23 protein-coding genes and 1 tRNA gene are annotated in these 24,792 nt (G+C 53.3%); 20 read left to right on the top strand and 4 right to left on the bottom strand.

Features of this window, described 5'->3' with window-relative positions; genetic code table 11:
- The first annotated feature begins 2 nt into the window (after positions 1 to 2).
- From JJE66_RS33760 to JJE66_RS33720, 9 genes are all read left to right on the top strand, one after another.
- The gene (locus tag JJE66_RS33760; protein WP_200520087.1) at positions 3 to 857 is read left to right on the top strand and encodes a hypothetical protein; all 855 of its coding nucleotides are present in this window, start codon (positions 3 to 5) and stop codon (positions 855 to 857) included.
- A 4-nt stretch (positions 858 to 861) separates the two neighbouring features.
- Positions 862 to 2,754, top strand: a complete 1,893-nt coding sequence (locus tag JJE66_RS33755; RefSeq protein ID WP_200520086.1) for a hypothetical protein — start codon at positions 862 to 864, stop codon at positions 2,752 to 2,754.
- 3 nt (positions 2,755 to 2,757) lie between these two features.
- Positions 2,758 to 4,206, top strand: coding sequence for a hypothetical protein (locus tag JJE66_RS33750; RefSeq protein ID WP_200520085.1), 1,449 nt, complete (start codon positions 2,758 to 2,760; stop codon positions 4,204 to 4,206).
- Positions 4,207 to 4,505: 299 nt separating this feature from the next.
- Positions 4,506 to 5,663 carry a hypothetical protein gene (locus JJE66_RS33745; protein WP_200520084.1) on the top strand — a complete coding sequence of 386 codons (1,158 nt, stop codon included), beginning with the start codon at positions 4,506 to 4,508 and terminating at the stop codon, positions 5,661 to 5,663.
- Positions 5,664 to 5,686: 23 nt separating this feature from the next.
- Positions 5,687 to 7,786 carry a hypothetical protein gene (locus JJE66_RS33740; protein ID WP_200520083.1) on the top strand — a complete coding sequence of 700 codons (2,100 nt, stop codon included), beginning with the start codon at positions 5,687 to 5,689 and terminating at the stop codon, positions 7,784 to 7,786.
- A gap of 26 nt (positions 7,787 to 7,812) precedes the next feature.
- A complete protein-coding gene (locus JJE66_RS33735; RefSeq protein WP_200520082.1) occupies positions 7,813 to 9,228 on the top strand; it encodes a hypothetical protein in 1,416 nt (471 codons plus the stop codon).
- Positions 9,229 to 9,751: 523 nt separating this feature from the next.
- The gene (locus JJE66_RS33730) at positions 9,752 to 11,326 is read left to right on the top strand and encodes a hypothetical protein (protein WP_200520081.1); all 1,575 of its coding nucleotides are present in this window, start codon (positions 9,752 to 9,754) and stop codon (positions 11,324 to 11,326) included.
- 3 nt (positions 11,327 to 11,329) lie between these two features.
- Positions 11,330 to 13,048, top strand: coding sequence for a hypothetical protein (locus tag JJE66_RS33725; RefSeq protein WP_200520080.1), 1,719 nt, complete (start codon positions 11,330 to 11,332; stop codon positions 13,046 to 13,048).
- Positions 13,049 to 13,079: 31 nt separating this feature from the next.
- A complete protein-coding gene (locus tag JJE66_RS33720) occupies positions 13,080 to 13,718 on the top strand; it encodes a M23 family metallopeptidase (RefSeq protein ID WP_200520079.1) in 639 nt (212 codons plus the stop codon).
- A gap of 2,773 nt (positions 13,719 to 16,491) precedes the next feature.
- Here JJE66_RS33720 and JJE66_RS33715 read toward each other — a convergent pair.
- A complete protein-coding gene (locus JJE66_RS33715) occupies positions 16,492 to 17,211 on the bottom strand; it encodes a hypothetical protein (protein WP_200520078.1) in 720 nt (239 codons plus the stop codon).
- Between the two features lie 1,204 nt (positions 17,212 to 18,415).
- On the opposite strand from JJE66_RS33715, the gene JJE66_RS33710 reads away from it, so the two are divergent.
- The 8 genes from JJE66_RS33710 to JJE66_RS33675 all read left to right on the top strand — a co-directional run bounded on the left by JJE66_RS33710 (position 18,416) and on the right by JJE66_RS33675 (position 21,894).
- Positions 18,416 to 19,072, top strand: coding sequence for a hypothetical protein (locus JJE66_RS33710; RefSeq protein WP_200520077.1), 657 nt, complete (start codon positions 18,416 to 18,418; stop codon positions 19,070 to 19,072).
- A gap of 1 nt (position 19,073) precedes the next feature.
- Positions 19,074 to 19,916: a hypothetical protein gene (locus JJE66_RS33705; RefSeq protein ID WP_200520076.1), complete on the top strand. Its 843-nt coding sequence runs from the start codon at positions 19,074 to 19,076 to the stop codon at positions 19,914 to 19,916.
- A 2-nt stretch (positions 19,917 to 19,918) separates the two neighbouring features.
- A complete protein-coding gene (locus JJE66_RS33700) occupies positions 19,919 to 20,413 on the top strand; it encodes a hypothetical protein (RefSeq protein WP_200520075.1) in 495 nt (164 codons plus the stop codon).
- Positions 20,410 to 20,688, top strand: a complete 279-nt coding sequence (locus tag JJE66_RS33695) for a hypothetical protein (RefSeq protein ID WP_200520074.1) — start codon at positions 20,410 to 20,412, stop codon at positions 20,686 to 20,688. Before JJE66_RS33700 ends, JJE66_RS33695 begins: the two co-directional genes overlap by 4 nt.
- Positions 20,685 to 20,990 carry a helix-turn-helix domain-containing protein gene (locus JJE66_RS33690; protein ID WP_200520073.1) on the top strand — a complete coding sequence of 102 codons (306 nt, stop codon included), beginning with the start codon at positions 20,685 to 20,687 and terminating at the stop codon, positions 20,988 to 20,990. The genes JJE66_RS33695 and JJE66_RS33690 overlap by 4 nt, the downstream gene beginning before the upstream one ends.
- Positions 20,987 to 21,178, top strand: a complete 192-nt coding sequence (locus JJE66_RS33685; RefSeq protein ID WP_200520072.1) for a hypothetical protein — start codon at positions 20,987 to 20,989, stop codon at positions 21,176 to 21,178. The genes JJE66_RS33690 and JJE66_RS33685 overlap by 4 nt, the downstream gene beginning before the upstream one ends.
- Positions 21,179 to 21,239: 61 nt before the next feature.
- On the top strand, positions 21,240 to 21,524 hold the full coding sequence (locus JJE66_RS33680) for a hypothetical protein (protein ID WP_200520071.1): 285 nt from the start codon (positions 21,240 to 21,242) through the stop codon (positions 21,522 to 21,524).
- 16 nt (positions 21,525 to 21,540) lie between these two features.
- Positions 21,541 to 21,894 (top strand): hypothetical protein, encoded by a 354-nt coding sequence (locus JJE66_RS33675; RefSeq protein WP_200520070.1) that lies wholly within the window; start codon positions 21,541 to 21,543, stop codon positions 21,892 to 21,894.
- 65 nt (positions 21,895 to 21,959) lie between these two features.
- On the opposite strand, the gene JJE66_RS33670 is transcribed toward JJE66_RS33675, so the two are convergent.
- Both JJE66_RS33670 and JJE66_RS33665 read right to left on the bottom strand, forming a co-directional pair.
- Positions 21,960 to 22,109 carry a hypothetical protein gene (locus JJE66_RS33670; protein WP_200520069.1) on the bottom strand — a complete coding sequence of 50 codons (150 nt, stop codon included), beginning with the start codon at positions 22,107 to 22,109 and terminating at the stop codon, positions 21,960 to 21,962.
- A 101-nt stretch (positions 22,110 to 22,210) separates the two neighbouring features.
- The gene (locus tag JJE66_RS33665; RefSeq protein WP_200520068.1) at positions 22,211 to 22,639 is read right to left on the bottom strand and encodes a hypothetical protein; all 429 of its coding nucleotides are present in this window, start codon (positions 22,637 to 22,639) and stop codon (positions 22,211 to 22,213) included.
- Positions 22,640 to 23,005: 366 nt separating this feature from the next.
- Here JJE66_RS33665 and JJE66_RS39035 point away from each other — a divergent pair, with 366 nt between their 5' ends.
- From JJE66_RS39035 to JJE66_RS33650, 3 genes are all read left to right on the top strand, one after another.
- On the top strand, positions 23,006 to 23,221 hold the full coding sequence (locus tag JJE66_RS39035) for a LuxR C-terminal-related transcriptional regulator (protein WP_200520067.1): 216 nt from the start codon (positions 23,006 to 23,008) through the stop codon (positions 23,219 to 23,221).
- A gap of 133 nt (positions 23,222 to 23,354) precedes the next feature.
- Positions 23,355 to 23,429, top strand: a tRNA-Thr gene (locus JJE66_RS33655).
- Between the two features lie 308 nt (positions 23,430 to 23,737).
- Entirely contained in the window at positions 23,738 to 24,196 is a 459-nt protein-coding gene (locus JJE66_RS33650; RefSeq protein ID WP_200520066.1) for a MarR family winged helix-turn-helix transcriptional regulator, read from the top strand.
- A gap of 174 nt (positions 24,197 to 24,370) precedes the next feature.
- On the opposite strand, the gene JJE66_RS33645 is transcribed toward JJE66_RS33650, so the two are convergent.
- A complete protein-coding gene (locus JJE66_RS33645; protein WP_200520065.1) occupies positions 24,371 to 24,790 on the bottom strand; it encodes a GFA family protein in 420 nt (139 codons plus the stop codon).
- Between the last annotated feature and the right edge of the window lie 2 nt (positions 24,791 to 24,792).

Here is a 24,792-nt window from a genome sequence, read left to right as displayed (position 1 = left end):
CTATGCCTGCTACACAAGAACAGATCGCGGCGATACAAAGTCAGCTCGCGGCGGTAAATAAGCAGGTCAACGACGGCAATGATGCGTTGAATCTGATCAGGTTAAATCAGGAACACGAACAGACGATCCTTGATACTCTAACAACGCAGGTAGCCGATACCCAGACCAAACTCACACAGACGCAAGCTGAGCTTGATGCCGCTACCGTGGCAAAGGCAAGTTGTACCGGCGAACTCGCCGACTTACAGATGAGAGTTGGTGCCGCACAGGCCGATCTCCAAACGGCGCTTACAGCCGTCAATAAAGCGAAAGCTGACGGCGAAGCTGCTGTGCAAGCGGCGCAGGATTCGCAGGCACAGGCGCTACAGGACGCCCAGACAAGAGTTGATTCACTCATACGCCAGGCTACCGATCTCGAGAAGCAGATCGACCCTATCGCGCAGCAAGTCGCGAGACTTCAGCAGCAGGTTGCCGACCTAAATACACAGATCGCGGGCCTTACCACCCAACGCGATAGCTTGAGCGCGCAACTCGCGGAAACGAATACAACACTCGATGAACGGAAAATGACTCTCAGTGACCTGCAAGCACAAAGTGACGCGCTTACGGACGAGATTTATACGAAGCAGGCGCAATCCACCCAACTCGACATCGATATTGCCGCCAAGAATTCGACAGTCGCCGATGCAACGAAGGCACTTTCCGATCTCAACGCTGCAATTGCTGCAAATTCGACAATTAACGATGATTTTTTGAAGGAACGGGCATCGGTACAGACTGATAAAGAGAACTACGCCCGGCTCCTTGACTCACTCAGGAACAAATACGACGCGCTCGGGGAAGCGTGGCCGATGTAAGGATATGATCAAGCGCCTCCTCACATGCAGTGCTCTCGGTATCGCGCTCATGTTTCCAGTCGTTGCTTCCGCTGCGCGAACAAATATCGACTGGGTGAATTTTAGCGGGACAAGCTACATCCAACCGAACAACCCAGGTGGTTGGGACATTCTCCTTCAAGGAACCAATCACTACATAAACTTCAACGTTCTTTCCGGATCGAGTGGGTACGGCTTCCGCGACAACGGCGGATCTATAGAATTTAAGAACGCTGGCGGAGCCTGGACAGGAATTGGGACAGGTGGTGGTAGTGGTGGTTCAGGAAATGTCTCCACGTCCACAGCAGAAAGCCCCGGCTACCTTGCGTACTGGACATCGAACGGAGCTACACCCGCTCTACTCGGCAAAGTCGCAACCACGACAGCGTCGTGCTCGGGGAACACGTCGTGCTCATCGTTCACTATCATCGGGTCTTCTCCCGTCACGATTTCTTCTGCTGGCGGTGGTACTGGCCTCTCCACTTCGACGCCGCTCTCAAACAGCAACCTGCTTGTCTACTCAACGTCTCTCGGGGGTTACGCGTATGGAGTCGCAACCTCAACACTCACGGCCGGTTCTGGGCTTTCCGGCAGTTTTACGCAGGTCGGAAGCGGTGGATCTGTTTCATGTGCAACTGCCAGCGGATCGATTTTCGGATGTCTCACTGCCGCAGACTGGACGACCTTCAATAATAAGCAAGCAACCATCTCTGCCACGTGGCCTATTCTCTTTTCCGCAAACACAGTGAGTTGGGGTGGTCTCGCAACGACATCTCCTTTTTCGGCGAGCCAGATTGTTCTCACAGACGGGGCGAGCAAGCTCTACACCGTCGCCTCTTCCTCGCTCAATCTTCCCAATACGGCACTTCAAAATTCAACGATCTCGGGCGTCGCTCTTGGAGGCAGTCTGAATTCCCTCTCACATGACTCGACATTGTCAGGAACTTCCTACAACGGCAGCGCATCGGTAAGTAACTGGGGCATTAATCTAGCGACCGCGAACACCTGGACTGGCTTGCAGTCGTTCGCAAATGCGTCGTCAACATTCCTTTCAGTATTCACCAAAGCCTATTTTGGCGGCACAGCGACCACCACAATCGACAGCTCGGGCAACGTCACTATCCCCTCGGGATCGAATCTCACCATCACGGGAAAGTCGGATGGATGCGCCACGTTTGCTACTGGGCAGCTCAATTCAACAGGCGTAGCGTGCGGTTCCGGCGGGGGATCTGGGTACCCATTCCCTTTGAGCGGGAACGCAACATCGACGCTCACACAGTTTAATGGCGGCCTTACAGGGTATGCCTCTTCAACGATTGGTGGTGGCTCGACCACTACAGGTCTTACGATCAGTGGAGGAGCTACGACTACATCGCTTGTAGTTTCCGGGAACGGTACGACCACCAGTATCACGGGCAACGTGACCATCGGCGGCAACCTGCAAGTCGCCGGAAACATCTTCGACAATAGCGGTAACGACTATTTCACCTACGCGGCGCTCCTGGTCGCACTCGCTTCGGCGGTGATGACCTTCACCAACAAGCGGATCACCAAGCGCGTAACGACGGCGACCAACGCGACCTCAATCACTCCAAATTCCGACAACTGCGATGTGCTGTATCAGTTGAACACGCAGGTAGCAGGCACGCTCACCATCAACGCAGACACCGGAACGCCAACAAACGGGCAGTCACTGCTCTTCAAGTTGAAGTGCACCAACGCACAGACGCTTGCGTGGAACGCTCAATTTGTCGCTGGCGCAACAGGTTCGTTACCAAACGGAACTATTGGGGGCGGAAAGATCGAGTACTTCCCATTCATGTACGACACGGTGAACAACAAGTGGCATTACACGCTAAGCATTAGCGGCGGCTTCTGATGTATGGCCTACACTGAATTCTTTTGTGTCTCGGGCGGCAGCAACATGAATGGTGGACACATCAACGCCAACACCGAGCCGTCTACCACTCCCGTCTACTCTGCCACCAACGGTGCATGGAGTACGGTCACTAACAAATTTACGCCAACTAGTGGCAACCCGTCCCTTACCGTTAAGGTAGGCGACTTCGCACATGTGTTTGCCGACGGCAGCACCACGCCGACGTACATTGGTCGCGTGACTGCTGTCTCCGCCACTGACATTACAATAAGTAGCACCCTAAAGGCGGGCACTGCGCCTACCACGGCAGCTACAGGTATCTCTATCAACGTGGGTGGTGCGTGGGCTGGCCCAAGTGGTTCGGTTGCCTTTCCTTTTGCGTTTGCAACTGCCACCCTTCAAGATGGTAGTAACAACCGTCCGCGCATCAACTTTAAGAACAACCAGACATACTCCATCACAGCGGCTATTACCCACAACGTAGCGGGGCCTATTAAATGGCAGGGCTACACGACCACGGCAGGAGATGGCGGCCAGGCTACCATTGACGGCGGAACGTTGGGCGCGAGCTATGTATTGCTGTCGATTTCCAACGTCGCGCAAAACTACATTGAAGATTTCATATTCCAGAACAATGGCGCAACCGGCTCGGCAAGCCTCTTTGCAACCACAGTCGGAGGCAACTCCTTTGCCACATACCGCAGACTGGTGTTTGCACATAGTCGCGGACACGGCATGGACTTGAGCGGAGGCGGCGGTGCCGCGTGCCGCGTGATTGAGTGTGAGGCTTACGACTGCAACCAGAGCAACACGGCAAATCTTGCAGGCTTTGCCTCAACCGCAGGTGCAACCGTCTTTGTGCGCTGCATATCCCACGACAATACGGGCGGTGCAAACGCACATGGTTGGGTTTCGCGTGGTGCGGTTCTTTACCACTGTATTTCAGAAAGCAACACCGGGGCGGGATTAAAATGCACGAGTAACGGCGCTATCGAAATACTCGTAAACTGCGATTTCTATAACAACACATTGGATGGATACCTTGTCGCCTCTGGCGGTGGTGTTACCAGTGTCTATGCCGAGAATTGCAACTTTGTAAAGAATGGCGGGTACGGGCTGAATCTAGTGGACCCCAGTATCGGTTTCTATCAACTCATCAACAACGGCTTTGGTGCAGGCACGCAGGTAAACACCAACGGTCAAACCAACATCACCACAGGCACCGACGTTGCCGAAGTTATCGGTTCAGTGACCTATGCGAACGATGTGACCCCATGGGTTGATCCTGCAAACGGTGACTTCCGTATCAACCTCGCGGCTGCAAAGGCAGCAGGCCGTGGTGCATTCACACAAACAGCGGCAAGTTATACAGGAGCGCTCGCCTACCTCGATATTGGTTCCAACCAGCACCAAGACACTGGTGGGGGAAGCACCGGATTTTTCATTCAATGAGTATGCCGTTAGAAGAGCAAACATACCGCGATGGTGTCCAAAAGACTCTCGACCGGATTGAGACGAAGGTCGACGGAGTCGATACGAAGATCACCTACACGAATGGAAAAGTGCGCAAACTCATCATCGCGCTCGTACTGGTCTTCGGTATCCTCATCGGTCAAAACTTCTCAAACGCGCATGATATAATTCAGTTACTCGTTAGTGCTCTATGAAGACTTCGCTCACTTTCTAATATGCTCTCAATCACACTTTCACAGCTCAAGCAGGACATCACCCCCAAGCTCAAAGGTACGAGCTTGAACGAAATCTCCGACTTCTATGGTATTGCTGGGTCGGCCGCCAACCGCATGCTCTCCCGCATCGACCCGGCCGAGACCGTTCGCATTGCGACACTCACCACCCCTTTCTACGACAATGTGCAAACCTACGCCGCTCCTACCGACTACAAGCTTCCGATCGATCTTCGCCCCCAGGCTGGACGCCAGAACCTGGTAGGCAATTCGGAATTTAGCGCGGTTACCGGAAGCCAATTCATGCAACATCTCGATTCCAACACCATTTCGCTGGGTTGGAACAATGGTGTACGGACCCTGCGTGCGCAGCGGTTGCCGCTCGGCAATGTCCTCATTATGGATACTTTCGAAGGCTCGACCGCGAATGGTTCGTGGGCAGCAGAGGGAGATGCGAACACCCTCTACACAGAGGAATTGAACTTCGTTCAGGGGTCCAGCGCTCTCGGAATGACACTCTCAGGCTCAACTGGAGCCGGCGACATTGTGAACACCACAGCATCCATCACGGACCTCTCAGCCTATCGCTACAACGACGCCTCTATGCTCTATGTCTACCTTCCTGTGGGGACTTCGAGCAGATTTATAAGTTTCGAGCTCCGCCGAGGGTCGGATGCATCGAATTACATCAAACAGACCGTCACGACGAAGGCAGACGGAACGGCCTTCACAGACGGATGGAACCTCCTGCTATTCAACTGGCAGACCAAGACGACTGTAGGCTCTCCTGACGACACTAAGAACACCTACCGACGGCTCGGGGTAAGCTACAGCACAGGCTCAGCCATCACCGGCTTTATCGTTGACAGCTGGGCCGATTCGCTCGGCCAGCTTTACGAACTCGAATACTACTCCGAATGCCTCTTCAGAACTGCGGCAGGAGCATGGGAGTATACGCCGGTCGATGACACGGACATCGTGTGTGTCGGCCCTGCTACCTACGAGATTCTAAAAGCGGAGATGATGATCGACATCACTCAGGACATCCGCGAAGGGCTAACCCGCGATCGAGAGCTCAACGACTGGCGCATCATGCTCAATGGAGCGAATCCCAACCGCTACATCCGCGATCCGAAAGACCAGGGGCTCTATTCCCAATACCTCCAAGACTTTCCCTCAAATTCGATCCCGACCATTAGCAGAACCTATACCTGGGACGTATGAATCGCCAATGGCTGGCCGCGCCAATGGCCGATGTCCAGGACGATTACACGACCACGCAAGGCTTTGCTGGCTATGTCAGTAAGCCGGAAATAACCCAGCTCTCGCCGAACTACCTGGTCAAAGGCTCCCGTGATGTCCTTGTCGACTACGCCAATCGCGTAATTTCCAGGAACGGATACACGCTCTACAACCAGGCCAATACAAATGCTGGCGGAATCAAAGGTTCGTTTGAGTGGGAGACCTCGACGGGAACGTTTCTGAGCTTCCGCTCCTTCGACCACACGCTCCAATTCGATTGGAATGGCACCTACAATTCGTTGCTCACCAATCTCAGATCGCCCTACGTCGAGTTTGTCCGCGTACTCGACTTTACGGAGCAAACGGACGTTCTATTGTTCGTGAATGGAGATGGAGCGCAGATGCACCGCTGGAGCGGCGGCGTCTCAAAGGTTCGCTCGTCAACGAGCACCACTGTCACTAAGCAAGGCGTTCTAACCGCTGTTACGACAATCGCCTTCAACGCCGGAGATGGCGTGTCTGTCGCCCCGACAATCACCAACTCGTCAAATTCATTCGTCTCAGCAGGCTTCGCGGCTGGGGACATCCTTCATGTCGCCGGGTCCGCAAGCAACAACAGCAATTTCACCATTGCCTCTGTGGCAGCTGGAATGATCACCTTAGTTATGTCGGACGTGCTCGTTAGTGAGGCAGCCGGAGCTACGGTCACCCTATACAACCAGACGGGGCCGACTTGGAAATCTGCCCGCTTCTTCAGCTCAGTCAGCGGCCGCGCAATCGTCTACAACGGCGTTTCTTACACGTACACGGGAGGCGAAACTACTGACACGCTTACCGGCCTTACCTCATTCCCAACCGTGACAGCCGGCGATTCGGTTTGGCAGGCATCCGATACGATCGCTCTTCCAAGTGCCATTACATCAGCCGACGGTTCGTTCTATCCTGACCTCATCGGGACGCAGCTCAACATCGTTTATCTCGGAAGCACCAAGAGTGCCCTCATTTTCGGCTCCAAAGCGAACGACTATACGAATTTCACGCTGACCAGCCCGCGAGCACAGGGCGATCCAATCCTTCAACCTCTTACGAGTGGTCCGTGCACCTGCATCATCCCAGTAGACACTGATAGGCAGATCCTAAACATCCAGAATACGCTTGTTTTTGGCTCTGGTTCGGACTCCTTCGATCAGATTGACTTTCATATGTCTGCCGACAACACCACTGAACTTTGTCGCATCATCCGCTACAAGACGGCCAAAACGGACGGAGTGTATTCCAAAAACGGAATCTGTCCCATCAAGAACAACACGCTCTACATCTCAAATGAGCCCGCGCTCGTGCCACTGTCACAAGCAACTCTTGAAAACTCGAATGACCGGAGAAACGTCCCGCTTTCTGACCCGATCAAAGACGATTTCGATGCATATGACTTTACTGATTCACACGTTGTGTACTGGAAGCGCGCGGTCTACATCACTGTCCCGTCGCAGGGCATTCTCCTCATCTACGATATGATGCGAAATCTATGGCAACCGCCGCAGTACATTCCTGTTTCGCGCTTAGCTGTTATCGACGGCTGGCTGTACGGCCATTGCTCGACTACCAACGAGACGTACAAGCTTTTCGTCGGCACTAACGATAACGGCTCGCAAATAAAGCAGCGAGCACGTTTTGCCTACAACAATGGAGGGAGCCGCACACGAGTCAAATCGATGTCTCAATACTGGACCGACGGTTATATAACGCCGAACGCGACGATCACGATGTACCAGTACTTTGGCTACAATGGCTACCTTGGCGTCAAATCCCTCACGATCACGGGCTCCGATGAGAGCATTGCCGTTCTCCCCGAAGCAAGCCCATTGGGAACAGACGTCTTCGGGGTTGATCCCCTCGGCGGCGCCTCATTAAGCGCCATACCAGGTCTCCCTTATTCCGGATCGATCCTCGCGCGCTTCTATCAGATTGACACCATGGCTCGAAAGCAGTTCGTCGAGTCCTACGTCGAATACGCGACAGACGATCTTGATGCTCAGTTCGCTATCCTTGCGCATGGGTCGAATATGCAGGATAGCGGCACCGCACACATCTCGCACAAAAAGTGAGATTTATTCATTGCTATAATACTCATATGAATCACACACTCAAATTTGTTCTCGGACTAGCCTTAGCAGCAAGCCTTTTACAAACCGCGCCGATCGCGTTCGCTGCCATTACCCAGAAATTCGTAGAGACGCCGACCATAACCTTGTATGGATCGATCTCCTCGTCTGCCACTTCAATGCGCGTTGTCCCTTACCCGAAAGACCTGAGCGGAAACAAGCTCACAATGAGCGACTTTGGCAGCAGCCCAACTGTCACGATCGATCCAAAAGTGAAAGGGGTCGAAGAAATCGTCTCGTTCACTGGCATCACTGACAACGGCGACAACACTGCCACGCTCACGGGTCTCACCCGAGGATTGCTGTCGAAGTACCCATATACGACTGGGGGAACCGCCTACGCCCACGCTGCTTCAGCAATCGTTGTGTTTTCAAACAACCCTCAGCTCTATGCGCGCCTCTGGTCGCCTGAAAACGATGCGACCTCAACCGGTACGCTCGCGTTTTCCTCAACCACGATACCCCACCTCGATGCGGAGCCAGCATCATGGTCGACGGTCAACCCGGAAGCTTTCGTCACCTACGCTAAGCTTGCTGCCGTCTCGATTGCAGGTGCGGTCAACTCTTCCGAGACAGTAAACGGTATTTCACAACTTGCCACCGCCACGCAAGCAGCCTCCAGCACTTCGGCTGGCTCCACAGCCGCCCGGCTTGTGCTCCCCGCTTCACTTGCGACCTCATCAAACGATGTGGCGGGCTTGCATGTCGTCGTCACGCAAAACAGCGGTAAGATAAATTGGAATCTAGTCGATCTCGGTACCGCTTTCACCGTCACAGCCCTCGCGACATTCAATACAGGGGGCTTCATTGACAACGCTTCGAGTACGTTCACTTCCACTGCGAATCTCAACGGAAGCTCGAACTTCAATGGAACGGCCACCTTCAACCAAGGGGTGACGTTCAACAGTGCAATCGCTGGGGCACACATCACCATGGCGAGCACCACGTCAATGTCTGGAGTTGCTACATCCTCATCAATCACAATTGCTGCCGGCACACTCACTGCAAGTTCTACAATCGACGTTTATGGAGATTTCCAGTGCGCGAACGGTGGAGCGACAAATTCGTGCACTCTCAACTTTCGAGACACGAACTACAACAACTACGCGACCATCACTACAACTTCTCCCTGGGCCAACTCAACCACGCTCGATTGTGGCTTCCATATGCAGATTCTATTTAGCAATTCACTCTCCGCAGAAATCACTCTGACGCAGACGAGCGGCTCGGTACAACCAACCTCAGCAGTGGTATCGTGGGTTTGTCCGGCCAATCTCTCTACAACGAAGTCGGTGAACTTCGCGAATGCACAGACTCTCGAATTTTCGGAAACTGGTAGTGGCACCCCGACGCTCAACAACTTCTCGATCGTTGTAAGCAAATGATATGGCAGACGCAGCCGCGCCACTTTCAGCACCAACAGCTCCCGGCATCCCCGGAGCAGCGCCTATAACAACAGCTGCAAACAATGGCGGCACGCCATCCAAATCAACGCCCTCGAGCAGTACGAGCTCTCCATCCCTTCTCGTCTCGTCGACACAGGCGCAAGGGCAATACAATAACGCCGTCGCCGGCATGCAGAAGGCTCAGGCGAACACACAGCCAGTGGTCTCTACGCCAAAGCCGGTAGACACGAACCTGTACGTCCTTCCAGGTGAAAGCTATTCAGCCTACGCAGCCAGGGTCGGATCGTATCAAGCGGGTCAAAATAGCACTGACACGAGCGGGACAAGCGGAAATGGCCAAACGAGTACACCAGCCCCAAATAGCTCATCTGGAGCGAATGCAGGCGCACCAACCACGACAGCGGATACAAGCGGCACCAACCCGGCCACGGACGCCGCAAGTGTTCATACAAGTCCGCTCGACCCTCAACTCACAGCTGCTTACAACGCGTCGATCGACGCCATGACTCAGCAGATGAACGACGTGCAATCGACCCTTGACGCAGCAAGAGCCACCGCTGCGAACGATCCTGCGCTCCAGGCTGCACTTGATGCGATTTCCAACAAATACAGCGCTCTCATCGCAGACACGCAGAACAAGAATAAGATTCTTCTCGGAAACGCGAATACATCAATGGCGGCATTCGGCGGACTCGGCCCCATGAGCCAGAGCTTCTTGAGTGACCAGGTCACCGCAGCCGATAAACGCGTCTCCGCTCTCCAGACCGAGGAAGACAACCTCAAGCTTCAGACCCAAATTGCGTACCAGACAAAGAATGCCAAAGCTGTCTCTGACCTTCAGACCGAGTACGACAAGCTGAACGTCGATAAGATGAACTCCATCAAAGATCTGCTCGCTGCGGTCACCAAGCAACAGCAGGATACTGCCAAGGTGCAATACGACACTATTACAAAGCCTATTCAGGACATTGCGGCACAAGCCGCGAAAAATGGCGCCTCCTCAGATATAATTGCTAAAATCGGATCGGCGACAACTGTGAGCCAAGCCATTCAACTCGCCGGCAGTTCTATTCAAACCTCGACCAGCCCCGATATTGCGTCTTATCTGTTCTACAAGCAGCAGGCCACAAACTCGGGCATCGAGCCGCAACCATTCGATCAATGGAAGCAGGCTCACGATGCTGCCACCGCTGCAACGAAGCAAGCGGAGGCCTTCGCGACGGCGAAAGGCACTGCGATGGGTAAGGCTGCTGGAGAGGCAGGATCAACTCCGCCGCCGCCGACGGAGCCTCCCGTCGGCTTAGGAAGCGACTCGAAGGGTGGGAGCATCCTTCAGCAAACGGGCCTATCAATAGGCGCCTACAACTACCTCACCCAGGGCACTGCCTCTATGTCGCGCATGCCAGTCGCTCAGCGCACTCAGATCATGAACGAGGCGCAGGCTTGGCTGAATAAGAATGGCGTCGATATCTCTACGTTCCAGTCGCAGTACAAGGCGTACAACGAGGTTGTGCAAAACAACATCGCGCGTGCGAACAACACCACCATCGCAGCACAGGAAGTGAGCGGGACCGCCGATCAATTCATCGCAGACCTCGGAAATGACATTACGTCACTCAAGCCGACCAATGTAGCTACTCTGTTCGCAACTGGGCAGGTGAACGATCCGACGACGCAGAAATATGCCTTTGACCTGCACACGATGCAAAACGACCTCGCATCCTATTTCGCCGCTTCCCGGTCAGTAGGGGCCGGCGGCACAGTTCCGACTCCCACTGAAACTGACAAGGCCGATGCTGCAGCCGTGATCGTCAACGGCCTGAACAAAGGCGGGGCGCAAGCTTTCAAACAATCCATCAATGCAAACGAAGCCAAAGTCACGAATGTTGTGAACACCGCCGTCACTTCAGCTCAAAAGCAAGTTTGGAATCTGTTCGGCGTTGGGGAAAAGTTCTCGCCCGGAAAAAACAGCACTTCAGACTCCTTACTCTTACAACAGCAAGGCGACCCGGCGAACATTTCAACTTTCCTCGGCTCACAGGTTACCAATCCTAATGATCCGGCTGGTCTTTTCTAATGTATGCAACCCACAGCCCAACAACCCAATGCAGCCGCGCCAGCACCACATTCGCCAATTGATTTTAGCGCCATAAAAATGGGCGGATCTGTCAGCCAACCTTCGCAGCAACCACCTAATCAAGGCCCGAAGTATACGACGCAGCAAATGGCGGCGGCTATCCGTCAGAAATACCCCGGCGCATACGACAAGAAGAGTGACACTGAACTTGTGAACGCCTTTGTAGCGAAGTATCCCGTTTACAAAGACCAGCTCGCCACCGCCTCGCCTGGTTCTACGCTCCCCGAGACGGGGTATGTTCCAGAAGTAGTGAACAATCTCAAAGATACCTTCAATCAAGGGGGTCAGAAGGTCCTGAATGACCTTCAGAACGAGCCAAATGTCGCTAAGGAAGCGGGCGGCAGCCCTGTTGCAGATGCCGCAGCTATTGCGGCAGGCACCGGCCATGTAGTCGGTGATATCGCTTCTACAGCGGGTGGCATTATCGGCTCAGCCATCACTCCGCTGCTTCCCGAATCTGCAAAATCCAAACTCGACGAAATAACCAAAGCGATCGTCGACAAAGTCAACGCAATACCCGGTATGACGCCAGAGATAGCAAAGTCGCTTGGCGACGTCTTCAACACAGGAAGCCTTCTAGGTGGAGAGGAAGCAGCCCCAGGGGCAAGAAGTGCTGTTCAGGATGTGGCGGACGGCGCGAAAACCGCGGCTGGGGCTCTCTCTGATGTAGCGAGCACGGCACGGAGCGCCGCTTCTGATGCTGCCAATGCAGTAAAGGAGAAGCTGCTCCCTACACCAACAATTGATGAGCTTGTCGGGCGAGTCGCCCAAGGGAAACCGGAAGATATTCCGAGTTTCGGACGCGGGCTTTCCAATCTCGATACGAGCAAGATTTCGACTTACAAGGATCTAAATAAGTCTGCTTCAAAGGCCATTGGTGATCTATCGAAACAACAAGACGTTCTCCTTGGCCAGGACACAACGCCCAGGAAAATTCAACAACTTGCCACCCCAGTGAAGGTCGGCGACACCGCGATCCATCATAACTTCGTGCGGGATGCGATCGATCAGCTCAAAACCTACTACACGAAGACGAATGACGTAGCGAATCTCGAAAAAATCAAAGCGTACGACGCGAAGCTCCACCCAACAAAGGGACCTGGTCTCACCCTGAAAGACGTCAACGATATTGCGCGCATGCACGGTAGCGATCTAAACGCTTATAACGCGAATGGTGAACTCGCTTCCGGGCTTACCAAGCAAGCCGCTGAGAATACGCGTATGGGTCTGAAGCAGACCGTTCGCAATCTGATGCCAGGTGATGAAAGCAAGGCGCTCGACGCAAAAATTACCGATCTTTATACCGTACGCGATCTTTCGAAGACGATGCAGAAGAAGGTCAACACGTTCACACAGCGTTTGCAGCAGCCAAACGTACTACAAAAACTGGGTGGTCTTGTAGGAAAGGGCTTGAAAGTCACTGGCGTTGGGGATCTGGCGTCCAAACTATTAGGCATCGATAAAGTGCCAGGCGCGCAGACCTTGAGCCCTGCCGAGCTAGAGGCCAAGCTCGCGAAGAATCTGAAAAAGATAGATGCTGCAATGAAGAAAGGAGACAGCGGATTCGTCCAGGATATCCACGATCTCCTTCAGTCTGACGACACAGCTCCAATTATCCCGAACAACACCAATAGCAAGAGGACGATCATAGACCCACAATAGCATGGTATAGTTTAAGTACTGACGATTCTGTATGAAACCCATTCTCGCGTATCCAGTTACTCCGGTTCACGTGAAACAAGGCTTTGGATCAAACCCCGCCTACTACGCACGCTTCCTCGATAAGTTCGGAAACCCTCAGAAGGGCCATATGGGGGTCGACTTCCAGGCCTCACACGGCCAGCCTGTACACGCCGCTCACGACGGAATCGCGATGTACATAAAGGACGCGCACGGCGGCGAAGGTGTCTATGTGCTCAATAAGGAGCTCGGCTACCAGACAATCTACTGGCATCTGATCGGGAACACGGACCAGAATTATGGACTACCCCTTCCCTTCGACAACGGTTGGCACGACGTCAAAACAGGCGATCTGATCGGTTACGCCGACAACACAGGCGCCCCGTTTGAATCATTGGGGGATCACTGCCATTTTGGCATGCAATTCGTGGATCAGAACGGCAATCCACTGAACCAGGACAACGGCTTTAACGGCTGTGTCGACCCCACACCATTCCTGCCTTTAGCGACCACTGAAACTCAGGTACAGCAGGTCGCAACGGCCATACAAAATGTTGACCCTCAGTCGCCGACAACTCCGCAACAGCTGAGCTTGTTGAGCCAGGTCGTTGAGGGGATAAAGGAGCAGCTAAAACTCATCTTCAATCTATGAACACCGTAAATACTCGCGGCCTCATCCACATTGTGGCTGGACTCGTCGCACCAGCGGCCTTCTTTTCTACCCTTCCACACCCGTGGAATCTGATAGTCGGCGCCCTAGTAGCTGGAATCATTGCAGCAGCCGCATTTCTCGATCAGTCGCTCTCACAGTAGTTCTTCGATCAGCTGCCTTCTGGTGCATGAGGAGGCAGCCCATGGCAGGATTACTGTCGCTCATATGCAAACATCCTCGTACATCGATTTCGTACGGAAAATACGCGGGACTCGCACACCCCGCGATCTATTGAAAAAACAATTCCTTCGCCAGGTAGACCGCTCTGACTACTCCCGCCGCGACTTATGTTTGCTGCTCGATCACGTGTCAAGAATAGCATTTTCTTGATGGCTCTGTTGAACCATCTATTGGCGGCAACTTCGTGAAATTTGGCCTACAAGCGGCGAAAATAAAAAAGGCGATACAAGTATCACCTCACGGACATTTCGGAAGCTGGAGATCGCGTGGACTGAAAAGGAGAGTTCAAATGAATGGGTTCTATTTGTATTGAGCCACGCAGGAGCGTAGGTGTTTGAAACCCGTTCCAGCCTCCGAAGTATCAATGACCTTCTACAGCAACTGTACCACCACTTTACCGTGCCTATGGATGAGACGGAGCCATAGCCTGTTAGATCAGACCTTGGGAATTGCGCATTTTCGCTTTATTTGCGCGCGCATCGTTCTCGTTTGTAGATCGCTTTCGCGACCCCTAGTGTTCGTCACACCTGTTTTTTTCGTTGGAGCCCGACAACCAAACTATAGCTCCAGTTTTGACAGTACCGTTCCGTGCCCACGGAGCCGACGTATGCCATCCCAGGGATGATTTTGGTCACGCAGTTACCCCAGGTTCGCCTGTCACTGCGGAGATTGGCTGGGTGCAGCGTCCCGGACATTATGCGGTTATTCCGGGCGGCCTATTATATGACCAGTGGTGATTTGCACCGCCGCAATACTTCGGCCTTTTCACTGCACCAAACCAACCTCGAAGAACAACGCAAAAGCCGCCCATTTCTGGACGGCTTAAGCTGCATGGTCAGATGCTATGTAGGCGCGATTTTCAGCTTGACGCTGAACGGGGCTTTCGCCCATCACGCACACTAAGCATCTTACATCTGACCATTGCATGCGCAAAGTATCGCATGTGGATACTATGAAGCGGCACGCTCCTCTGTGGACAACTTGTGTGGGCATCCACCTAGGCGCCAACTAGTGCAGTTGCAATTATAGCAGAGCACCTGAAATCCTTGAGGGAAGTTATTTTTTATCAGCCACTCGTAGATACGTCCTGTACCCATCGTCTTACGATGTTGGGTGCCACCTCCATCAATGTGGTCAATAGTCAAGAACTCGAAAATATCTTCCCCGCAACACGCACATCGCGCGGGCGCACCACCATAGAACTCTATGCACTTGCGCTTGTTATTCTGTCGAACAACCCTCAAGTATTCCCGATGATTCCTTCGCATTGCTTCCCGCTGCTCAGGTGACATCTTTGCCTGGTATCTCCTCACTCGTTCGAGATCTTTATATCTCAACCACTCCTTCGGAAGTCCCATTCACATACTTTAGCACTTCATGAGACCCACATGTGAGGGGTGTGGATAGCCTAGTTCTTGTAGAACCAGCGAAGATCGAAGCATCCCTGCGGAAACCACCACGGGCATGGCTGCTCGACACCATTCGCCAACACTACCGAGCTCCCGCTCGGGATCAGGTACTTTTGTGAGTCCTGGTACGTGAGTCCCCACGGCTCCATCAAGAGCGCCGGGTTGCCGTTCCCTACGGGGCAACTATTCGTCACTGAGCAATCGTCTGCTAATACCAAACCAGGTGCAAACATGAGTGCGATCGTGACCGCACTCGCAATTTTGTTTTTCATATACCGTATGTTTCTTTTACGGCTAATAATATCAATTCATTCACGGACACGTTTCGCTTCAGCTTCTCGCTTTCTTCAGCGGCGAGCTTTCGCAAACTTGTCTTTGTGGCTCCCGACATCCAGCCATGGTACCGAACCATTCCTGAATGCCTTTTCTCTTTCGCCATACATTGATGTAATTGGCTATCGACCTTTACCCCTGCATTGTACGCATATGCACAAATGCGTCAAATAGGTGGGTGTGCACAACAGGAAAGGTGCCTACTCGGCCCCGTAACTAACCCTTCGACAACCGCCTCTACTGTGGAGGGCCTTTACCAACCCTGCTGGCTCTACAATCGCCAGCAATATCAACGATTCCGCACAGTCCGTCTTGGCTTACTCAGCCTCGACTCTTTGTTTCCTGGGTTTACTGTTTTAACTACCGTACCCCGCTGGGGCTTGGCTTCTATCTCTTCCTACCCACCTCGCGCAGCACAGCTGTTGCTCCGCAACCCTATCGGGCGTTGCTTCGCAACCCTTCGGGCTCGGTGCCTATTTCGATATTGTGCTGACTGAATACACATGCTCCCATGAAACAAAGAGTCGAGGCTGCGCCTACGACGGACATGTGCGGACAGTATCTACGACAACAACCAACTCAGGCTCACGGAACATCCTTGCGGGCTATTGAACACCGTCGCTATCGCTCCGGCGTCACAATAGTCCTCGGCTGTCCGTGAGCCTGTCCGTTATACGTGTCCGTGACGAGGTCTGTCTTGCACTTGAGACACCATAAGTACTCACGCGACACTTCCACACCGTACGACTCACACTGTCTGTTTGGGCAGGCGTGCTTCATATGCACTCAGATTACCACACCTCACCGCGCCTACCGGACACAGGCTCCAACCCCGACGTTGCTGCATCGATAAACCGATTGTACGGATTGTCTTCCCGATGCGGATCATTCCTCAGGCCGTTCAACTTGGCTATCAGTTCCGCATCCACGGTCGACGCCCCCTGCAACTCCTTATCCTCGATACTCAGCAGCGCCGCCTTCAGCTTCGGTGGAACCTCATCGAGATAGTCCAAGCCCGCGATAAGCCGATCTTGCCGAATAAGATTTCTATGCAGGTCGCGGCCGTAAAAGCCGAGGTCCGGAACGACGATCTGTCCGGCAAACTGGTGCATCAACAAAACACCAAGCACGAACGCATCCTGCTCCCCGAGCTCCGCTCGGTTCACTCGCGCAAAGATCACTGAATTTGGGTTGAATGAGAATTGCTCTTTGTTGGAGCACAACACCTTCCGCATAATCGGCGTGAAGAAGATATCGGCCATCAACTCCCGCACCTCTTCCGGTCCCCGGACCTCATCTAACCGTTTTGCGGTTGCCAGCTCCTCAGCCAGCCGACGCCGCCCGTTTCTCACGGTCAGTGTGTTCTCACCCTGCGGGAATGGTGAATACAAAAGCGCTGCTAATTCGCGTGCCCTTCGTTTGTCTATGTTCTGAAGTGGATTGAAATGGTGTTCATTGGGGTCAAAGACCTGCGCATACGGTATTGGTTCGGGCTCGTCGTCGAGCAGCATAAAATCAGCCCCTGGGCGCTGCACCACTCGCTCGAAACCGAGATATAGCTTTTTCATATCATGGGCGGGTGCCTCAACGCGTAGAGCCTCGTGCCGCGTGCTACAAGGATGCTCGTCAGCTTCCCCGCCGCGAAAGAGAACTGCCCACCAATATTATGACACGCCTCGGTTCATCCTTGGGGGCATTGTAGCCCCGCGCAGCGGCACCGAGTTATACACATCGACAATCTGCGAGCGTTTGGTAGAATTCACTACATGAACGACCTATTTCGGAGACTTCGATTTTTACTTACAGGCGATTGCGGGAACGGATGCGGTTTTGACAAGAGATTTGGTTGCTTTGTTCCAGAAGCAGGTTGTCCCATTCACGACTATTCTCCTTTTATATGAACCCAGCCTCAGAACTCGGGAAGCTCTCTGCTAAAAAACGCTTCAAGGGAAGAACCAAGAAGCAAATCAGAAATCATATGCGCAACCTCGCATTGATACGACACGGCAAGCTTGACAAGATGCCTCAATAGTCGTCCGACCGTTCGCATGTGGACAACTTTCTTGCGTACGTTCGCATGAGAGTTACAATGTACGCAGATGGATACGGAGTGGTTGGTGACGCCGCCATTCAGCGGAGATGAGGCAACTCTGCTCACTTCCATCCATCCAAGCTCTTTGAAAACTCTTTAGCCCGACACGATTAACCGCTCACACCTCCTGCCCCTCCGCCGTCCTCACTTGTGAGCGTCGGCGGCGGAGCAAGGGGTAATTACCTAAACTATGGAAACATACATCTTAGACCTACGAGCTAAGCCTGACGCTCGCTCGCACATGTTCGATTACATAATCAGTTTCATCGCAATCACGTTTGCATTTCTCTTCTTCGCAATTGCACTCCCGACAATTCTGACTCCGATGCAATGCGATGTTATCAATCATCACTCGCAGCAAGTCGTATGCCGGTAGAACAAAACAATGGTTTGGCCTACTCACTCGAAACAGTCGTGTGTGTCCGGCAAGACGGACAACTCGTCGCCATCGAGCTTCAGAACGGGCACATCACACGTTATATGACCAAGGAAGCGAGCCGACAAGATTCACTCCACTTGTTCGGCCTCGATAAAGTTCAGTAGCCATGTCTCGGGAATGGCAGGAGGAAGCACAGCTAGAAAATCAATTAGCAAACAAGTGAGAATAAGCATCAAGCAACATTATGACTAAAGAAATCACCATTCGCGAGGGAGGCTACGAGCTTACTCAGCCCCGCCAGATGGTGGACCTCGCAACAGTGCTCAAGAAGCACATCGTCGATAACAGGCTCTACACCACAATCACGGGGAAGAACTACGCCCATGTCGAAGGCTGGCAGTTTGCCGGCGGCATGCTGGGCATGTTCCCGCGCGTCACTGGCGTTGAGAATCTATCAACGGATCACGAGACCAAGTGGAAAGCCGACGTGGAAGTAGTCGATCTCCGCACGGGAGCTATCATCAGCCGCGGATTCGCTATCTGCTCTAATAAGGAGAGCAAGAAGAAGACTTTCGACGAATATGCGGTCCTTTCCATGGCACAGACGCGCGCCATCGGTAAAGCGTACCGCAACGTCATCGGTTGGGTTATGAAGCTCGCAGGATACGAACCGACCGCATCAGAGGAAATGACGCGTGCCGGCGAAACAGCCGCTGCCGCACAACCGGAGGGAAAATCCGACAAATCTGCCGAGCAGGTAGTGGAACATGTCTGCCACGGACTCACGAAATCAGGCTGCGGCGAAGAGCTCACGGAGCAGGAGTTCGATTATTCGAAGAAAATGTACGGCAAGCCCCTGTGTCGCAAGCATCAAAAAGAGGCGAAGCCCTTGAAGAAGTAGTATGAGCGAAGCAATCGAATTCTCGCTCTACAAGGGGAAAGTTAAGGGCAAATTCTATCCCGACAGTCACCGCTACTACGTGAATGGCAAGTCCAAGACCGGTGTAACGACGTACATCGGCATAGTGGACAAGAGCCGTGCGCTCATTATTTGGGCTACCGAGCTCTACCGCGACTTTCTCCTTTCCATCAATGGAGAGGTTACACCCGAGCACATTTTCCAAGGATGTTCACTTCACGAAGAACGAAAGCAGGAAGCGGCTGCAATCGGCGATGAGGTGCACGGCTGGATCGAGCAATATGTCCTCGGCAATACGCCTACAATGCCCGAAACAAGGGAAGCGCAGATCGGCGTCACAGCATTCCTGGAGTGGGTCGACGCTCACCATGTTGAGTTCATCTCATCCGAGCGCGTGGTGTACTCGAAAAAACACGACTACATCGGGAAACTCGACATCGAAGCAAGAGTGAATGACCAGCTCTGCCTGGTGGACATTAAAACTTCGAATGGCATCTACAACACCTACAATCTGCAAACGGCGGCATACGTACGGGCTGACGAGGAGGAGAGCGGCAAGAAGTACCATGGGCGCTGGATCATCCGCGTCGCAAAGGAAACCGAGGCAGAATACCTCGAGCGCATGGCCAAGAAGAACGCAAACCGGCAGCGCAAGGGCCAAGCACCGATCGATGTGCAGCCATATCAGGTTTTCGAGGCGAAATTTCTCGAGGAAAACGAAGATATACCCGGACGCAATATGGATCGCGACTTCAATGCGTTCCTCGCAGCCAAAGATCTTTACGAGTGGAATAAGGCTACGGACACGTTCCGGAAAGCCGCCTGAGTATGGAATTCGAATGCCGCGGCACGCCTCAAGGCACATTGCACTTCAATAGGTTCGAGAAGCAGAAGTTCATAGAATTTCTGAAAGAGAATCCAGGCGTTCGCTTGAAGATCACCCCGGAGCTTCCCGAAAGCGGGCGGCTCCGGCGGTACTTCGAGGGGGCTATCGTCCCTCTCATCGCCTTTTATCAGCAAGGCATGGACCACCACAGCAGCGAGGATCGACGAAGAATCCGCGAATGGCTCAAGGAAGAGTTCAATGGCGAGATGATCGACATCGGGGGTAAGATCCACACCGTACCAAAAAGCACTAAAGGGCGCGCTGTTCTGACCCCATTCGTCGAGCGCGTCCTCGATTGGATGAACGAGAATTACGCTCCGCCATCCGAAGCCTTAGACCCGGAACGGTTCAAATATTGGCGCGATACGGTCTTCCCTCACGGCGGCCCAGACAACTTCATCGATTACAATGTGGAGACCGGCATCCTCCGTGTATGAAGCCCATCGGAAAGCTCATTCAGGCACCTGTCAAAACACCAAAGCGCGTTACAGAGCGCGGCGAGCTATTCGACAAAATCTTAATTCGGTTGAATGTTGCTCGCATCAAAGCAGGATACAAGCCGATCACGCACAAGCGGTTCGGGTACATGCTCACGAAAATCCCGACCAAAGATTTATACGCCTTGATTTCTCGCTGTGATGATGCGGAACGTCGCGGTTATCCATGGAGCGCGATCTTCTACAAAGAAATCAAACCAACAAAAACACAATGAAACACGAACTCAGTCAGAACGAACGGGTGCGCCGCAAGCTCGCTCGCGACGGATCGATCTCGCGCAACCAGTGTCTACGCCAGATCCCGGCAATAACGCGATTGGCAGCACGCATCGATGACTTGGAACACGAGGGCTACCGCTTCAAAGAAGATAAGCGCGGCAACGACTACGTCTACACGGTTATAGGATGGCCGGACGGCGTGAGACCAGAGACGAAGCTCGACTACATCGCGGATGCCAAGCGAAAGGTCGCATTATTCGATTCAGGCGCCTCGATGGACGAGGTATTCGCGGTATGAACTTCACACAACAGACGAACGGAAAGTACACGGTCCAGGACTTCAGCGCGACCGACCTGCCGAAGCTAGTCCGCATGGTGCGCATCATCGAGGAAGCCAAGAAGACAGGGGCTGAAACGGCGATTGCGGCGGCCGAAGACACTGCGAAGTTAGCTGAAGGATTACAAGATCAGAAGCAAGACCACTAATGTATGAACAATCCATACTTGGATAAGTTACGCGCCGATCACCGTAGAAAATACGGAATCGATGAAAACCCGCTTCCTCTTCCAAAGCATCACTGGAAAGAGAATTGTCCGCGATGCGTCTGTAACTACCGTTGGTGTAACTGTTGTTAAATCTATGGAAAGAAAAGAACGAGAAGAGCTGCGGCAGCTGGTATCGCAGCTAGTAGCGGCCGGAGGATGCTCCTGTTGCCGCGATGATGATGCCTACTTCGACGCCCGAGAGAAACTCGGCAAAATCCTCAAAGTGTCGAAGTATAGCGACGGGACCGGCTACAACTTTTATAAGTACGCCCGAGCCGTTGTATGAACCTCGAGCAACGGGTATGAGAGTAGCATTCGATATTGACGACACCATCCTTATACCGAGCGTTGTGTCGGGCTTCGGAAACGACACACCGAACTACGATACCATTACCGTGCTTCGCTGGTTTCAGGCGCAAGGCCACACCATCATTCTCTGGTCTGGAAGCGGTATCGATTGGGCACGTACCTGGGGTGAGAAATTTGGTCTACAGCCGTTCGAAGTTATCCCGAAAGACGCGCGGGGAGCTATAGACATCGCCTTCGATGATTGTGACGTGGCGCTTGGTACGGTGAATGTGAAGGTGAAGCGCATCAAAAACGGCATCAGCCGCAAGGAATTGAATGAGACGAAGCGGCCTCCGCAGACGCCATAACGTCGCGCAATGTTATATTGTCCGCAAACGAAAGAGGGCGCCGATCAGGGCGCCCTTTTTCGTTTTCACTCTTTTTCTTTGATGACTTTGACCGGCCTGCCAGTATCATCGAGCTTGGCGCCCGTGTCGTCCGAGTTTCCCGTTAACGTGTCGAGCAAGCCTGCCTGCTCGGTCGTTACTTCTTTCTCTTTAGGCTCTTTGTCCTCGTCGGCCATCTTGGCCTCCTTGATTTTGCGAAAGAGAGCCAACAATCCTGGGCGCGTGTTCGTTCCACGCGCAGAAGCGATTTTTTACGTTAGTCCCCCCGAGAAGCACTTCAAATCTGCCACTCCTTCACGCGAGTTTCGAATCTCTCCCTGGTGTTCGCAGGAAGCCCTTGTAGAAGATTATCTAAGCCGCGAATGAGGATGTAAATTGCGCCAAAGGTCTGTATCAGAACAACTGATATCTGGAAGGTATCGAACCCTGAGCTGAAACCGGAGCTAAAACTTCCTCGACCTTTGCCGGCTGCGTCCCACAAGACGTACAAGCCAAACACAACTTCAATAGCCCCATACACAACTCGGAAACGGAGACGCAATAGGAATAGCGAAAGAGCAACAAATATCCCAGCTGCTATGATCACCGGTTTTTGTCGAGACTCAGTCAAGATCGCCACCGCAAGACCGGTCATGGACGAGAGTAATGAGGCGAACAAAGCTTCTCGCTGTGCTGCGCTTAGGTATCCAGAAAAGACTTTCTTCATTCCACCGCCTATCGCTTCTGCAGATTCATGGCTGTAGGGCGGTTAAGCCAGGTATATGTTCCCGTCTGTAAGCAGGTTGACTGACGGCCAAGACAATCGCTCGTACAGGTTTCGCCTCGACCGCTATCCTTACAAAATTTCAGGCATATCCGGTTCTGTTGGGTGCAAGTGCCAGGGCCGGCTGCATACACGGCTCCCGCACTCAGTGCGAGCATAAGGATGACAAGAACAGGCTTCATGTAACCCTCCAATGAACATTTCTGAAATGCGACCCTTATAGCACCGCGGTACAATGACGTCAGGCCCTCCTCTTCCGACCTGGACGCACGACACGTCGCGCGCCCACAACCGCGAGAGGAGGTAGAGATGCAGACGTTACCCGCCTTCCCGAACCGCTCACTACTGAGCCGCAGACAGCTCGAGGTCACAGGTTGCCTGGTCCACGGCCTCACCAACAAGGAGATTGCACGTAAGATGGAGATCTCCCCGAGGACGGTCGAAGATTACAGATTCCAGGTTCTCAGGAAGCTCGGAGTGCGGAATACAATCGAGTTGACACGCTTTGTGTACCAGCTCAATTGAGTAGAGCCGCCCGGCAGATGTCGGGCGGTTTTGTTTAGATCGACTCTGTGGTTTAATCGTCCTACTGGATGTGCCTGCCAAGTGCCTAGGGAATTATTCTCCCTCTGATAAGTACTTGATTATGTAGGACATTGCCGGCTTAGCTCAGCGGTAGAGCAGCGGTTTTGTAAACCGAAGGTCGGGGGTTCAATCCCCTCAGCCGGCACCAGACATCATGATTTCAATCACTTAGATGTACGCAGGAAGAGACGAAATAGCCAATTACCCCGCGCATCTATTTTCATTCTGAGGTTGTGTTTGTAAAGGAGGCTTGGAGACATTCTTCTGCTCCAACTTGTTTTGCGGCTTTTTTCATGTCCAAGTAACTCGTTTCGCGAGTATCAGGATTTTCCAGTCGCCCGACTTTCACCGTTCTCCCCGCGCATTTCGTCCTTCACGAGAGAATGGCGATCAATATGCGCTTGAGTTGTATCGAGCGATCTACGTGGCCGCTTCGGAACAGCCCGGAACCGAAAGTTGCGTGTTGTGCACGATTGCATTCCGCCTGATCCTGTTGCAAACGGTCTCAGCGAAATTGCAATTACAAGGAAGAAGATGTCGGAGTTTAAGCCAACCCTGACCGAGGAGGAGAAGGCATACGCACGCGCGCTGATGTTAGCGCTGGAGCCTTTCCGCGCCATCCGGCCGACCATGCCCCTGCAGTACGTCTACACGTTTCTGATGGTCGCTACCAACGAAGGAAAAGGCGTTGTGGGGTACGCCAAAGATGCCGGGGTGTCCCCGACTGTCATGACACGCCATTTGCTCGATATTGGTGACCGCAACCGTGAACGCGAGCAGGGCTTCGGTCTCGTAACGCAGGAGCGTGACGTCCAGGACTTGCGCCGGCACCACGCTAGGATCACACCGCGCGGCAAGGCGCTGATGCACAAGATCATCACAGCGCTCAAAACTACCCCCACAGCCAGAAGTTAGAATAGTTACCGTTTGGGCAGTTTTTTTGAAGGTGAAGAGGAATGCGAAGCGAAATATGCCAATTCTATAGGGAGCGAAATTAGTTTTACAAGTAGCAATTATGTACAACTCGGATTTGTAAACTGAAGGTCGGGGGTTCAATCCCCTCAGCCGGCACCAGCGCTTGATGCGCGTTCAGCTCGAACTCTTCCGCATGCTGCCCTGTTGAAGGTGCTCGACGCCGGCAACCTCGATCTCGATCCACGCATGTTTCGACTGCTCGAACACCGATCTGATCGGCGCCGGGAAATTCGGGTCCGCGATGGCACCAACGGCAACGCCGATCATCGCCGGCAGGTTGTCGGCCTTCCAATAAACCGTCGAGCCGCACTCGGGACAGAAATAGGAGCGGACCTTGCCCCCGCTGTCGGCTGCACGGACGTACTCCTTCGGCGCCCCAGAGATCGTGACGACTTCTGCCGGGTAGAATGCGCCGACACCGAACGGAGCCCCGGTGCGCCGCTGGCAGTCGATGCAGTGACAGGCCGCGACCATTTTGATGGGCCCCGGAAGCGAAAGTGCGACGGCGCCGCAACGGCATCTGGCATCGATCATTG

The organism is Bradyrhizobium diazoefficiens, assembly GCF_016612535.1.
Taxonomy (GTDB): domain Bacteria; phylum Pseudomonadota; class Alphaproteobacteria; order Rhizobiales; family Xanthobacteraceae; genus Bradyrhizobium; species Bradyrhizobium diazoefficiens_C.
Note: the sequence above shows the minus strand (reverse complement) of the source record. Positions and strands in the feature narration are given on the sequence as shown.